General features: G+C 61.2%; 13 protein-coding genes and 1 pseudogene. 9 read left to right on the top strand and 5 right to left on the bottom strand.

What is annotated here, in order from left to right:
* Positions 1–34: 34 nt before the first annotated feature.
* The 3 genes and pseudogenes from ABIE49_RS39995 to ABIE49_RS00660 form a co-directional block, all read right to left on the bottom strand.
* Positions 35–394, bottom strand: a pseudogene (locus tag ABIE49_RS39995) (VCBS domain-containing protein); the annotation flags it as partial.
* 235 nt (positions 395–629) lie between these two features.
* Positions 630–1,715 (bottom strand): helix-turn-helix transcriptional regulator, encoded by a 1,086-nt coding sequence (locus ABIE49_RS00655; RefSeq protein WP_192735977.1) that lies wholly within the window; start codon positions 1,713–1,715, stop codon positions 630–632.
* Positions 1,716–1,932: 217 nt separating this feature from the next.
* The gene (locus ABIE49_RS00660; protein WP_192735978.1) at positions 1,933–2,112 is read right to left on the bottom strand and encodes a hypothetical protein; all 180 of its coding nucleotides are present in this window, start codon (positions 2,110–2,112) and stop codon (positions 1,933–1,935) included.
* Positions 2,113–2,252: 140 nt separating this feature from the next.
* Here ABIE49_RS00660 and ABIE49_RS00665 point away from each other — a divergent pair, with 140 nt between their 5' ends.
* Both ABIE49_RS00665 and ABIE49_RS00670 read left to right on the top strand, forming a co-directional pair.
* Positions 2,253–2,888, top strand: coding sequence for a DsbA family protein (locus tag ABIE49_RS00665; protein ID WP_502915853.1), 636 nt, complete (start codon positions 2,253–2,255; stop codon positions 2,886–2,888).
* Between the two features lie 83 nt (positions 2,889–2,971).
* Positions 2,972–3,940, top strand: coding sequence for a Bug family tripartite tricarboxylate transporter substrate binding protein (locus tag ABIE49_RS00670; RefSeq protein ID WP_192735979.1), 969 nt, complete (start codon positions 2,972–2,974; stop codon positions 3,938–3,940).
* A 9-nt stretch (positions 3,941–3,949) separates the two neighbouring features.
* On the opposite strand, the gene ABIE49_RS00675 is transcribed toward ABIE49_RS00670, so the two are convergent.
* Positions 3,950–4,216, bottom strand: a complete 267-nt coding sequence (locus ABIE49_RS00675; protein WP_192735980.1) for a PilZ domain-containing protein — start codon at positions 4,214–4,216, stop codon at positions 3,950–3,952.
* A gap of 402 nt (positions 4,217–4,618) precedes the next feature.
* Between ABIE49_RS00675 and ABIE49_RS00680 the strand changes: the two genes are divergently transcribed.
* Complete coding sequence (locus ABIE49_RS00680; RefSeq protein WP_192735981.1) at positions 4,619–5,815, top strand: acyl-CoA dehydrogenase family protein; 1,197 nt, start codon at positions 4,619–4,621, stop codon at positions 5,813–5,815.
* Positions 5,816–5,827: 12 nt separating this feature from the next.
* A complete protein-coding gene (locus tag ABIE49_RS00685) occupies positions 5,828–6,229 on the top strand; it encodes a VOC family protein (protein WP_192735982.1) in 402 nt (133 codons plus the stop codon).
* Positions 6,230–6,574: 345 nt separating this feature from the next.
* Here ABIE49_RS00685 and ABIE49_RS00690 read toward each other — a convergent pair whose 3' ends face one another.
* The gene (locus ABIE49_RS00690) at positions 6,575–7,327 is read right to left on the bottom strand and encodes a Spy/CpxP family protein refolding chaperone (RefSeq protein ID WP_192735983.1); all 753 of its coding nucleotides are present in this window, start codon (positions 7,325–7,327) and stop codon (positions 6,575–6,577) included.
* A 464-nt stretch (positions 7,328–7,791) separates the two neighbouring features.
* On the opposite strand from ABIE49_RS00690, the gene ABIE49_RS00695 reads away from it, so the two are divergent.
* The 5 genes from ABIE49_RS00695 to ABIE49_RS00715 all read left to right on the top strand — a co-directional run bounded on the left by ABIE49_RS00695 (position 7,792) and on the right by ABIE49_RS00715 (position 13,256).
* A complete protein-coding gene (locus ABIE49_RS00695; RefSeq protein ID WP_192735984.1) occupies positions 7,792–9,132 on the top strand; it encodes an ABC transporter substrate-binding protein in 1,341 nt (446 codons plus the stop codon).
* 153 nt (positions 9,133–9,285) lie between these two features.
* Positions 9,286–10,218 carry a carbohydrate ABC transporter permease gene (locus ABIE49_RS00700; protein WP_192735985.1) on the top strand — a complete coding sequence of 311 codons (933 nt, stop codon included), beginning with the start codon at positions 9,286–9,288 and terminating at the stop codon, positions 10,216–10,218.
* A complete protein-coding gene (locus ABIE49_RS00705; protein ID WP_192735986.1) occupies positions 10,218–11,132 on the top strand; it encodes a carbohydrate ABC transporter permease in 915 nt (304 codons plus the stop codon). Before ABIE49_RS00700 ends, ABIE49_RS00705 begins: the two co-directional genes overlap by 1 nt.
* A gap of 4 nt (positions 11,133–11,136) precedes the next feature.
* Complete coding sequence (locus ABIE49_RS00710) at positions 11,137–12,237, top strand: ABC transporter ATP-binding protein (protein WP_192735987.1); 1,101 nt, start codon at positions 11,137–11,139, stop codon at positions 12,235–12,237.
* Between the two features lie 32 nt (positions 12,238–12,269).
* Positions 12,270–13,256, top strand: a complete 987-nt coding sequence (locus tag ABIE49_RS00715) for a hydroxyacid dehydrogenase (RefSeq protein ID WP_192735988.1) — start codon at positions 12,270–12,272, stop codon at positions 13,254–13,256.
* Positions 13,257–13,475 lie beyond the last annotated feature (219 nt).

Consider the following 13,475-nt stretch of genomic DNA (forward strand, 5'->3'; position numbering starts at 1 on the left):
TGAGTTTGCCGCCGGAAACACTGGCATCCTCGGTGACCAGAGAATTGGTCGGCGTGCCGATCACCGCCGCGTCGTCGGTGCCCTTGATCGTGAAACTGACCTGCTTGGTTGTGCCGTCGACCGACGTCACCGTGAAGGTCTCGACTTTGGTCTTGCCCGCCCCGAGATATTGAACGGCGCTGTTGGCGACCGAGTAAGTGTACGCCCCGTTCGCCGCAATCGTCAGCGTTCCGATAGTGCCTGACGCTGCTTTCACCGTGGTCTTGAAAGCGGCCTGTCCTGGGTTGGCATCGCTGATCGGGATGAATCCAACGGCTGTCAGGAATTGCAACGTGGTGTCTTCGGTGACTTCCTTGTTGCTCGGTAAACCAATGACCGCCGGTGAATTTGCCATAGCAATAGCCCCACGAAAAATCGGTCGGTCTGACGGCGTCAGATCAATCCGCTGCTTTTGATTGGTTGTTGTTCAAAGCCCCAACGGGCCGGTATGAGTTTTTTGAAATGAGTTTTTTGAGATGAAATTTTAGAATGCGTTTTATGTAGTCTTTAGAAATCATCGCGGTCAAGTCAAGCCGCCCGTCAACAACAAAATAGCCTCCCCCAAATGGGTTAGGCGTTAACCAGTGATCCTACGTGACTTGATTGATCGTTACGCCGAGCAAGCTGACCAATTCCGCTTGCCGCTGCACTCCTGTCTTTTGAAACACCGATTTCAGGTGAGATCGAATCGTGTTCTGGGCTATTCCGGTTGTGGACGAAATCTGTTCGATGGATTTGCCTTCGGTGATCTGACTCGCCGTACGTGCCTCCGCCGGAGTGAGATCAAAAAGGGCCTGCAACAATGGCGACGCCGGGCTGGTGCTCGGTACCATCGATGTGATGAAAACGATCGACAAGGCTCCGGTGAAAACATCCCGTCCGCCGCCGTGCAAGGGCACGACGTGGGCGACAAAAGCCGGGTCAGTTTTGGTAGCTCGGACCGGAATGGACCGGCCGATTCCATTGGAGGAACGCCCGCCGCGCGAAATGGCTTCCATCAGCAATGTCTGAGCCGGTTCGGACGTGAATTGAATGAGGTTTCCCGCGCCGACGCGCACATGCCCCTTGCTGGCGAGGAAACCCGCATTGGCCGAGATAACGCGACCAGTGGACGCCAACGCCGCAGCCGGCAAGCCGATCGCCTCCAGCGTCGCGACCGTCGATATCGCCCGATCCAGTCCCAGTCGCGCCGAGAGGACCGATGCCCGTGCAAGATGCGGACGCAAATGATCCAAAGTCTCCGCAACCGATCGCGGCACCGGCCCCTTGCTGTGAGCCTTCTCGATTGAGAACACCAGCGTGTCGCCGGCCGGTGAACGTATCGACGTTCCAACGCACCATCCAAGTCCACGGGGGCGTAGCAGTTCGGTATAAAAATCGGAGGCGTCGATCTCCTCCATCGTCAACTCGTCCAGATCGGTCAGGAACCTCGGCTCGTCGATCGGAACGAGGCGCTGGCCGCGTGGATTGTCGAGATACCATTTGCTGCCGGTCCATTCCGCGATGAACGCCTCGATGGATCTGGATGACAGCCATCTTGGATCTCCAGGGCCGGCTGCGAACAGCAGCGTGCCCTCGGCATCGGCAATTTCCGCCAGGCGATCGAGAATGGATCGCCATTTTTCCGGAACGACCGCCGCTTCATAGATCTCGTCTATGAATGGATCTATCGCCACTGCCCCCTCACCCCTTCTTGCCCGCCGGCTTTACAAGCCAGTTCGTCCGGCATGAATGGATTGCCGGAATTTCCCGGTCAACTGCGATCGTCAATCATCGTAAGCAAGCACGATTAATTCAACCGTGCGGATCGCAGACCGTTACCTTGTACACATCTCCCGCGAGCGAGTATGTCCAACTCTGGTAGCCTGACCATGCGGACCGGCATCCGTAGTTCTACGTGATCTCACTGGAAATCTGCTGTGGGTCTGTCGCCGTCACGGTCTCGAAAAGCACTGATCCATTTCCGGCAAGGCGGGTGAGCTCTTCCGGAAACTTCTGCAGCCACCCCATCAACTTCCGGACGATTGCTGCACGCGTCGGCGACGGAGCGCTGACCAGGATTTCGGCGGCCATGACGGCGCGTTAGCTACACGCCGACCGGTCGCTGCTGTGACACATCCGGCTTTCGTCTTTGCTCGTTGAAGAATATAGATAATTTCAGGCACGGCAGAACCGGATAGACTCTCCCCTACCCATCAATTTGGAATAGCCCGTTGAACGCCCCTCGCTGCATCGCTTTTGTCGCCCTGCTCGCTTTCACGGCGCCGTTTTTCGCAGGCCCCGCCGTCGCCCAGAGCGCAATGGCGGCGGCTGTCGCCAAGCCGGTGTCGCTGCCGGACATCGCGATCGGATCGCCGAATGCGCCGGTGACCATCACCGAGTACGCGTCGATGAGCTGCTCGCATTGCGCCGCCTTCGGCGAGAACGTCTTTCCGATGCTGCGCTCCAAATATATCGACACCGGCAAGGTCCGATTCGTGTTCCGCGAGTTCCCGCTCGACGTAGCGGCTGCGGCGGCCTCGATGCTGGCGCGCTGCATCGCCAGGAACGATTCGGAAAAATATTTCGGCGTCATCGAGACCCTGTTCAAGCTGCAGGACCGACTGATCGCGCGGACCAAGGAAACGCTGAACTATGTCGGCAAGCTGAACGGGATGAGCGAACAGGACGTGACGACTTGCGAGAGGGATCAGGCGATGCTCGACAAGCTCGCGGCGGATCAGAAATACGCCCATGGGATGCTCAAGGTCGATTCAACGCCGACTTTCTTCCTCAATGGCGAGCGGTTGAAAGGCTCGATGTCATTCGAGGAACTGGAGCAACGGATCAAGCCGCTGCTGAAGAAATAGCGCCGGCCCCCCGCGCCTCCCCTTGTTCTGCGCTGCGCCGTCGTTGATGATGGCGTCAACAAACATAAAATCCGGGGGGCGTCATGGCGGCCGTTCTGCAAACCTTGCTTGCTGCCGCGCTGCTGCTGGGGGCCGTCCCGACCGTCTCGGCACAGAACTATCCGAACCGCCCGGTGCGCGTGGTTGTCGGGTTTCCCGCCGGTGGCCCGACCGACGTGATCGCGCGAATGGTGTCGCAGAAGCTCTCCGATGCGCTCGGTCAGCAGTTCTTCGTGGAGAATATCGGCGGCGCCGGCGGCAACACCGCCTCCGGCCAGGTCGCCCGAGCGACGCCCGATGGCTACACCCTCATGGTCGTCAGCACCGGCTTTGTGGTCAATCCCAGCCTCTACGCCAAGGTGCCGTACGATGCGGTCAAGGATTTCGCGCCGGTGACGTTGGTGGCGGTTTCCCCGAACGTGGTGGTGGTAAACCCGTCGGTGCCTGCCAAGTCGCTTCCGGAATTGGTGCAGCTGATCCGTGACAATCCCGGCAAATACGGTTTTGCCGGACCCGGCGTCGGCTCGACGCCGCATCTGGGGGGTGAGCTGTTTCGGCTGGCGTTCAGCCTCGACCTGGTGCACGTCCCGTTTACCGGCGCAGCGCCTGCGATCCAGTCAACCGTCGGCGGGCACACGCCGATCGCTTTCACCGCGCTGCCGCCCGCCCTTTCGGCGGTGCAGGCCGGCCAATTGCGCGCGGTCGGCGTCGCCGCAAGCGAGCGCGCGATCCAGTTGCCCGACGTGCCGACCTTCGCCGAACAAGGCATCAAGGACCAGGAGGCCGACACCATAACAGGCGTCCTTGCGCCGGCGGGAACGCCGAAAGAGATCGTCGACCTGCTCTATCGCGAAATAGCCAAGGCAGTCGGGCAGGCAGACGTGAAGGAGCGCCTGACCGCGCTCGGATTCAAGCCGGTCGCAAACCGGCCTGAGGAATTCGGCGCCCGTATCAAGCTGGAAATGGAAAAATGGGGCAAAGTGGTACGTGACGCAAAGCTCAGGATAGAGTGACGCGTCACTTCATTTCTGCGGTTCCTGTACGACATTCATGAACGTCAGGCCGATCCGGTTCTTCTTGATCCAGGCGACCCGGCACTCATGAACGATCGAGGAATCCTTCGCCATCACGAGGCGGAAGTGCTGCGGAACGAATGCTGGGTTCTCGACGTCGATTGCCGCACCCTCGAGCGAAATATTCCTCACCACGCAACGCATCACGGAGCCGCCCGATGAAACATAGGCGGGCTCCTCGATCTCGGTTCGCGGAAATTTTCGCTTTTCTTCCATACGTTCTGGCCGTGGATATCGCTCGACCTATCTAAATAGACGAAAAACCTTAAGCAAATGGCGTGTGTGCACCGCAATGCGATTGGCGACGATGGACCGCGACGTTCCGGTTTGTGCGGAACGGCAGGATGGGCTTCCATCGCTTCTGCGCAGATGTGCTCCGCGTCTTCGTGGGCTTGTCGCGCGCGACGGGCCGGCGATACCCTTTTTACACAGGCGGTGACGGCGTTGGTCTATCTCGGCTGCTGGTTCCTGATGGCCGGCATCGTGTATGATTTCATCGGCTTCGAGACCAGGGGCAAGTCGATCGAGCAGATCGACAAGGAATAGGCCGACGAGCTGAGTATGTCGGCGGCGAGAGTCCGACAGGCATAGCCCTGAATTCAAGGCGTCGATGGAGGCTTGGATAATTTGATCGCGACTGCTGCCGACCTTACCGGTGACCGGGCGATTATCGCCCGTGCCGAAGCTGTTCGTCCCGATGTTGCGGCAGCCGGAAACGACATTGAGAATAAGCGCCGGCTGCCGCCGGCGTTACTCGACAGGCTGCACGACGCGCAGCTGTTTCGTCTGTTGCTGCCGCGCTCGACCGACGGGATAGAAACCGATCCCGTTACCTTCTTCCATGTCATTGAAACCATCGCCAAGGCAGACGCGTCCACGGCCTGGTGCCTGAGCCAGGCCGGCGGCTGTGCGATGTCGGCGGCCTATCTCGATCTGCCGGTGGCGCGCGCGATCTTCGGGGATCCGCGTGCAGTACTCGCCTGGGGTCCAGGGCCCAAGGTCCGTGCGATCGAATGCGAGGGCGGTTACGGGGTCACGGGCGTGTGGGCCTTTGCCTCCGGTGGTCGGCACGCGACCTGGCTCGGCGCGCATTGTCCGATCTTTGCGGCCGACGGCACTCCCAGGCTGGAAGCCAACGGTATGCCGCTGGAGCGGACCATGCTGGTGCGAACCGAGGACGTCGAATGGACCGACATCTGGAACACGGTCGGCCTGCGCGGCACCGCCAGCGACCAGTTCGCGCTGAATGACTTCTTCGTTCCAACGGACCATTCCATCACCCGTGAATTCGACCGGGAATGCCGCGAAAGCGGTCCGCTCTATCGCATGGGGGCCGGCACCTGCTACCAGGTCGGCTTTGCCGGCGTTGCCTGCGGCATCGCCCGAAGCACGCTCGACGATTTCGTCGAGGTGGCGCGCAACAAGGTGCCGCGCGGCGCCAAAGGCATCTTGCGCGACAACGCCGTGGTCCAGACCGGCCTCGCCCAGGCCGAGGTCAATCTGCGCGCCGCCCGCGGCTTCGTGCTGCAGTCGATGGCCGAAATCTGGAAGGACCTCGTCGCCGGGGCCAGCATCACCGTCGCGCAGCGCATCACGGTTCGCATGGCCGCCACCAACGCCATCCACAAGGCACGCGAGGCGGTCGACTTCGCCTACAACGCGGCGGGAGCCACCGCGATCTTCGAAGGCCACCCGCTGGAGCGCCGCTTTCGCGACATCCACACCGTAACCCAGCAGCTGCAAGGCCAGATCAGACATTTTGAAACCGTCGGCGCCTGGATGATGGGCGTCGATGTCGATCTCACCTTTGTATAAGGAGAACAAACCATGGGACTTGGCGGATTACAGCACTACACCATCGAACCCTCCGACCTCGAACGCACCAAGGATTTCTACTGCGACGTGCTTGGACTGGAGAACGGCGACCGTCCGCCGCTCGGTTTCCCCGGCTACTGGCTCTACTCCGGCGGCACCGCCACCGTGCACCTGATGGGTACGCGCGAGCCGCGCGAGGGCATCGTGGTGCGCGGCACCGAGAAGAAATACGAGGACACTGGCCGGCTTGACCACATTGCCTTTGCCGCGACCGACGTCGACGGCGTGCGCAAGCGCCTGCAGGCCAAAGGCGTAAAATTCCGCGAGAGCATCGTGCCGCGAACCGGTGATACGCAATTCTTTCTCTACGATCCCGACGGTGTCGGTGTGGAGCTGAATTTCGCGAAGGCGTAACCGGCCACCGCCGCGGGCAAGGTTCGACTATTCGGCCAGCCCAGCGCTGGCCGAACTTGTTTTAATTCCGGCTTTTTGATTTCGGCTTTGCGTTAGCGGTTCCCGACAAGGCCGCAAGTCAGCCATCAGTCGGGCGCGATCCCGTCAGGGTTTCTTCATCATTGCATGGCGATTGGAACCTGCCGCGCCGCTGCGGCAGGATAGCCGGGTGCCTCGCCTTTCACCTACCCCAGGGCATGCGTGCCCGGCTATTCGCCCACGGGCAAACCCTCAATGATGGGGAAGCCGGCCCGGACTTGATCCGGGGCGGATGACGTTTCGTGCGAATGCGTCAGTTTTTCCGCGCTAATCCAGCCCGCGCTCGTGGCTTAGATTGACCATTTCCTGGATGAAGATCTTTTTCTGCTTCTCGTCCAGGCTTGCAAATAAAGGCTCGGCGGCATCGGCCACATTGCGCTGGTCCACCGCACGGTCGTTGAGAAACTGGGCTTCGTTCCGCATCTGCTCGATGATGTCGTCGGGCGGATCGCGTTTGGCGCGCGCAATACGCAGATTGAGGCGATCGGCGCCATTGTGGCCGAGATAGTGCATCGCACTGTTGAAGCCGGACCAGTTCTTCTCCTGCTCGGGCGTCAGATTCAACTGCTTCTTGATGCGCTCGATATTGGCGTCGCTGTTGGCGACGATCTGTTCGGCCGTGATCTGCGGTGCACCGGTCTGGGTCAGCACCTGCGGCTGCTTCGCCGCCGTCTTTGTGCCCTTGGCCGCCTTGCCGGATTTGGCGGCATCGTCCTGCTTTGCGGTATCGCCCTGTTTGCCAGCCTTCGCCGGGGCTGTCTGTTGTTGTTGTTGCTGTTGTGCGCCGCCGGTGAGGACACCGGTCACACCGGTCACCACCCCCACGACACCGCCGATAGCGCCGCCAAGCACGCCACCGACCGGTCCGGCCGCCTTGTTCCCCTCCCGGGCGCCCTTTTGGACCCCCTCAACCACCTGTGCCTCCACCGTGAGCGACGCGCTAAACAGCATAAGGGCGGCCACCCCAAGGGCTGCGCACAGTCTGAGCCGCGCGCGCAGCTTCGATGTCGGGCTGGTCATTGTCTGGTCTCCATGGTCGATCGTGAGTTTCCGGCGTGGTGGTGCTGGGCCAAGGACCGCAGCCGAATCCGATTTTATCGTTTTCGCGCCGTGCAAGTCTACCTGCCGCGCCCGGTCATCCCAGTGATGAAAACGGCGGCGTATCCCAAATTAGAGACGCGGCAGGGGAACCTGCGGCGCTATTTCGCATCCTCACCCCCACCGATGAGTTCGATAGGTGCAACGCAATATTCCGCGTCATGAGTCAGGAATGAGCGGTAGACAACGGGCTCACGGTCCTCGCTGCCTGCCAATTGCACACAACGTTAGTTCTAGAATCGCGCTTACGTGATTTCTCGACAGACGCTGGCAATTCTGCTCTGATCGTCAATAATGAAAAATCCGCGGCGTCCGAACGGAGCCGAATAAAAAAGCAAGAACGGGAATTTCTTCACATCCGATTGGCCCATCCAGGGAGGAACGCCATGACACGGAAGAAGCTTACTCGACGCCAATTCATTGCTGCGACAGCGCTATCATCGGCCGCACTCGTGACCGCACCCTACGTGCGCGGCGCGCATGCCGCCGGCAAGCTATCGATCGGATTTTGGGACCACTGGGTACCCGGCGCCAACAAGGCTTCTACCGATATTGTCAATGAGTGGGCCGAGAAGGAAAAGGTCGAGGTCACCATCGACTACATCCCGAGCCAGGGTAACAAGAACCTCTTGACGATCGCCGCCGAAGCCCAGGCGAAGTCGGGCCACGACATTCTGGCGATGCCGACCTGGTGGCCGCACGCCCAGGCGGAATTGCTCGAGCCGATGAATGACGTGGTCGAGGGGCTCATCAAGCAGAACGGCGAAGTCAACGGCACCGTCCAGTATCTCGGCAAGGCCGGCAACAAATGGCTGGGCGTTCCGGCCTGCGTCGGCAGCCAGATCAAGGGGCCCTGCTCGCGCATCGATCTGATGAAGCAGCACGCCGGCATCGACGTCCAGGCCATGTACCCGGCAGGTTCGGCCCCGAAAGCCGATGGCTGGACCACGGACACATTCCTGAAGGCGGCGGAGGCCTGTCACAAGGGCGGTGTTCCCTTCGGCATCGGTCTTGGCGAGACCAGCGATTCCGTCGATACCGTCGGGGCGTTCTTCCTGGCCTTCGGGGCGGAGGTCGTCGATGCCAAGGGCAACGTCGTCGTCAAGAACGACAACGTGCGGCAGGCGCTCGAATATTACAAAAAGCTGATGGCCTTCCTGCCGTCGGACGCGCCGTCATGGGACGACGGCTCCAACAACAGGTGGCTGGTCTCGGGCAGAGGCGCCCTGATCATGAATCCGCCGAGCGCGTGGGCCGTCGCAAGGCGCGATGCGCCGCAGATCGCGGAGCAATGCTGGACCCACGGCTTCCCGGTCGGTCCGAAGGGCCGCTTCGCGCCGTTCCTGCCCTACTTCTGGAGCGTCTGGAGCTTCTCCAAGAACAAGGAGGCGGCAAAGAGCGTGCTGACGCGTCTGTCGCAGCCGGATGCGGTCGAGAAAATGGTGGCGGCGAGCGGCGGCTACGACCTGCCGGCCTTCGAGAAACTGACAACCTTCAAGACATGGGCCGAGGAAGGACCGCCGAAGGGCACGCTCTACCACTATCCGAATCCGCACAAGCATCAGCTGCTTTCGATCTCGGCGTCGCCCGCGCCGCCCAAGGTCGCCCAGCAGATCTACACCCAGGCAACGCTCACCAAGATGTGCGTGCGCTTCTACCGGGGCGAGCCCATGGAGAAGACGCTGGCCTGGGCGGAAGGCGAACTCGAAGGCTTCATGCGTAGCTGAGGCGATTTCGCCGCGCGGCCCGTCGGATCTCGGTTGGATCTTGGGCCGTGGCGGTGTGTATCCGCCTGCCGACACGATGGGAGCCGGCGCCGCGCCGGCTCCTCGACGAGGAAACCACCCTGCTCTGAATGAAACTCGCGAGGAAGATGCATCATGGCTGATGTCGCGATTGAGCGTAACGCCGCTCCGCGAACGGCGCGCAAGCGCGCCAGTTTACGAACCGCCCTGAAGCGCAAATCGACCGCAGCCTTCCTGATGACGCTGCCGCTGATCCTGCTGATCTCGCTGCTGGTCATCTATCCCGCCTTCTACTCGCTGCATCTGGCCACCTTGAACAAGTCGATGCAGCGCTTCATCGGGCTCGGAAACTTCCAGTTCCTGTTCAAGCGGGAAACCTTCTGGCTGGTGGTCGAGCAATCCTGCATTTTCGCGATCACGGCCGTCTTCTTCAAGGCCTTGATCGGCTTCATCGTGGCCCACTTCGTTCACAACATTCCGGCCAAGGGGCAGCGCAAATGGCGCGGCATGCTGCTGGTGCCTTGGGTCATCCCACCGGCCATGAGCACGTTGGCCTGGCTGTGGCTGTTCGATCCGTCGTACAGCGCCTTCAACTATTTGTTGGCCGGCATCGGCATCGACCGGATTCCGTGGACCGGCGAGACCGGCTGGGCCCGATTCTCGGTTATCCTGGTTAATATCTGGTTCGGCGCCCCGTTCTTTATGATCATGTATCTGGCTTCGCTGAAGTCGGTACCCGATCAGCTCTATGAGGCCGCGGCCATCGACGGCGCCAACTGGTGGCAGCGCATCTGGTACGTGACGCTACCGATGATGCGCAACATCATCGCGATCACGACGCTGTTTTCGGTGATCGTCACCTTCGCCAATTTCGATATCGTGCGCATCCTGACCGCCGGCGGTCCGCTGGACCGTACCCATGTCTTCGCCACCTGGGCGTTCCGCATCGGTATCGAGGGCGGCGACATTCCGCTCGGCGCCAGCGTCTCGCTGTTCATGGTGCCGATACTCGCAATCGCGGCAGTCTTCATCCTGCGCGACATCAACAAACGCGGGAATGAATCCTGATGACCAGCACCGTCGTGATCGACAAGGCCGCCCCGACCCGCCCCGTCAAACTGCGCAGCATGAGCCGCGACCGCACATGGGCGCTGCGATGGTCGTACTTTTTCCTCACCTTGTTCGCGGTCTTTGCGCTGGTCCCCCCGCTCTACATGGTGATCACGTCGCTGAAGACCAGCGCCGAAATCTCGGCGGCGACGAATCCGTGGTGGGTCTACCATCCGACATTGTCGAACTATGTCGAGTTGCTGACATCGAACCAGTTCCTGACCTTCTTCCGCAATTCGGCGCTGGTCTCGATCTTCGTCGTGACCATCACCATGCTGATCAGCGTGCCGGCGGCTTTTGCACTGGCGCGGATGCGGTTCTGGGGCTCGGCCACGCTTGCGACCGGCGTCTTCCTGACCTACCTCATTCCTGAAACGCTGCTGTTTCTGCCCCTGTTCAAGATGTTCGTGGCGTTTGGCGAGCTGACCGGGATCCAGCTGATCAACAAGTGGTACGTGCTGCTGGTCATCTATCCGACACTCACGGTGCCGTTCTGCACCTGGATCATGATCGGGTACTTCGCCTCCATCCCCAAGGAACTCGACGAAGCCGCGATCATCGACGGCGCGTCCTGGTTCCAGACGCTGACGCGGATCTTCATTCCCGTCGCCCTGCCCGGCCTGATCGCCGCGACCATCTTCGCCTTCACGGTTTCCTGGGCGCAGTTCCTCTATCCGCTGGTTTTCACGACATCGACGGATCAACTGGTGCTGCCGGTCGGTATCGTCACGACCTTGATCAAGGGCGACGTGTTCGCATGGGGCCAGATCATGACCGGCGCTCTGCTCGGCGCCGCGCCGCCGCTGATCATCTACGCGTTCCTGATGGACTATTACATTGCCGGCCTGACCGCCGGTGCGACAAAGGGTTGAACTCATGGCTGACGTGACGTTGCGCAAGGTTGTCAAGAAGTACGACGACGTCGAGGCGGTGCGCGGCATCGATCTCGACATCGCCGATCATGAGTTTGTCGTGCTGGTGGGTCCGTCGGGTTGCGGAAAATCGACCACGCTGCGGATGATCGCCGGGCTCGAGGACATCACCGACGGCGATATCATGATCGGAGGCGACGTCGTCAACGACGTGCCGCCAAAGGACCGCGACATCGCCATGGTGTTTCAGAACTACGCGCTCTACCCGCACATGACGGTCGCGGAAAACATGTCGTTCGGGCTGCGGCTGAAGCGCTATCCGAAGGCCGAAATCAAGACCCGGATCGACGAAGCCGCGCGCATGCTCGACATCGTCGAACTCGTCGACCGCAAGCCGAAGCAGCTGTCAGGCGGCCAGCGCCAGCGCGTCGCCATGGGCCGCGCCATCGTGCGTAATCCCAAGGTGTTCCTGTTCGATGAGCCGCTGTCCAACCTCGACGCCAAGCTCCGCGTCCAGATGCGGATCGAGATCAAGAAGGTGCATCAGAAGGTCCGCACCACAACGGTTTACGTTACCCACGACCAGGTTGAGGCGATGACGCTCGCCGACCGGGTCGTGGTGATGAACCATGGCCGCATCGAACAGATCGGAACGCCGAACGAGCTGTATCACAATCCCGCAACCAAATTCGTCGCGAGCTTCATCGGCTCGCCGGCGATGAATTTCATTCCCTGCCGGCTCGAGGAATCCGGCGGCAAGCTCCATGTCCAGATCACCGACCGTCTCGCCTTCCCGCTGCCGCCGGCGCGCGCGGCCAGATACCAAAGCGTGTCGCGGACCGACAAGCTGCTGCTGGGACTGCGGCCCGAGCACATCACGGAAGCGAGCCCGCATCCGGAAACCGGCGTCGAAAACTTCGATGCCACGCTCGACGTCACCGAGCCGATGGGAATGGAGACGCTGATCTATTTCGCGCTCGAGGGCACGCAGGTCTGCGGCCGGGTCAATCCCAACGCCGGCGCGCAGGATGGCGCCCCGCTCCGATTGGCAGTGGACCTCAACAATATGCACCTGCTAAACGAGGTGAGCGGCGCCGTCATTTGACGGCGGGGACAACAGTCACCCAAGGGCAGGAAATGGCGACCAACAAGAAGAAAATCTTCGTCACGGAATCGATGTCACAGCAGGGGCGTGCGTTGCTCGACGCACGCGAGGATATCGAGCTCGTTGAATTCCCCAACATGATCTCGCAACCGGATTTTCAGGCCAAGCTCAAGGAGCATGCGCCGGTCCATGGTGTCGCCCTCGGCGGCACCCGCTTTGGCGAAACGGAACTGGAAGCTTCCAGGGACATGTTGGTGGTGACCCGGATCGGCGTCGGCTTTGATGCCGTCGATGTGCCGGCGTTGAGCCGCCGCAAGGTGCCGCTGATGGTCGCCGGCACAGCGAATTCGCCCTCCGTTGCCGAGTGCGCATTGTTCATGATGCTGACATTGGCAAAACGCGCGGTGGAAATGCACTCCATCGTCAGGGACAACAAATGGCCGAGCCGGCTCGGCATGCTGCCCTACGACCTCTATGGCAAGACCGTCCTGATCATTGGCTTCGGTCGCATCGGCACCCGCACCGCCAAGCGCTGCCAGGCGATGGAAATGAACGTGCTGGTTTTCGATCCCTACAAGCCCGCGGCCGACATCAAGGCCGCCGGCTGCGAGCCTGTTACCGATCTCGACGCGGCGTTGCCGCGCGCCGACTTCGTCAGCCTGCATTGCCCGAAGACCCCGGAGACGGTCGGCATGATCAATGCCGCGCGCTTGAGGCGGATGAAGCCGACCGCCTATCTGATCAATACCGCGCGCGGCGGCATCGTCGACGAACCCGCGCTGCATGACGCGCTGCTGTCCGGCAAACTTGCCGGCGCCGGTCTCGACGTGTTCGAACAGGAGCCGCCGCCGGCCGGCCATTCGCTGTTCGCGCTTCCAAACGTCATCTTCGCACCCCACGTCGCCGGTGTGACCAGGGAAGCCGTCGATCGCATGAGCGAACAGACCGCGCGCAATATCCTGAGCGTTCTCGACGGCGATCCGTTGCGTCAGAACGTGATCAATCAGGACGTGCTCTGACCGATCCGGCATGATCAATCCGGGCGACGGCTGAACCATCGAGCCGCCGCCCGGGATGTTTCATACCGGCCCAAGCATAAGGAACCCTTATTCCGTATGACGGGCTAAACGCGCAGGTCCGCGCCCGGCATAGCCGGTTTTGCGCCTGAACGGACAAAACTCAGCCTCATTCGGAAGCGAGGAAAAGATACCGGGCGGCAACGGGGACACCGATTCCGC

This window comes from Bradyrhizobium sp. OAE829, from assembly GCF_040546575.1.
Lineage (GTDB): Bacteria > Pseudomonadota > Alphaproteobacteria > Rhizobiales > Xanthobacteraceae > Bradyrhizobium.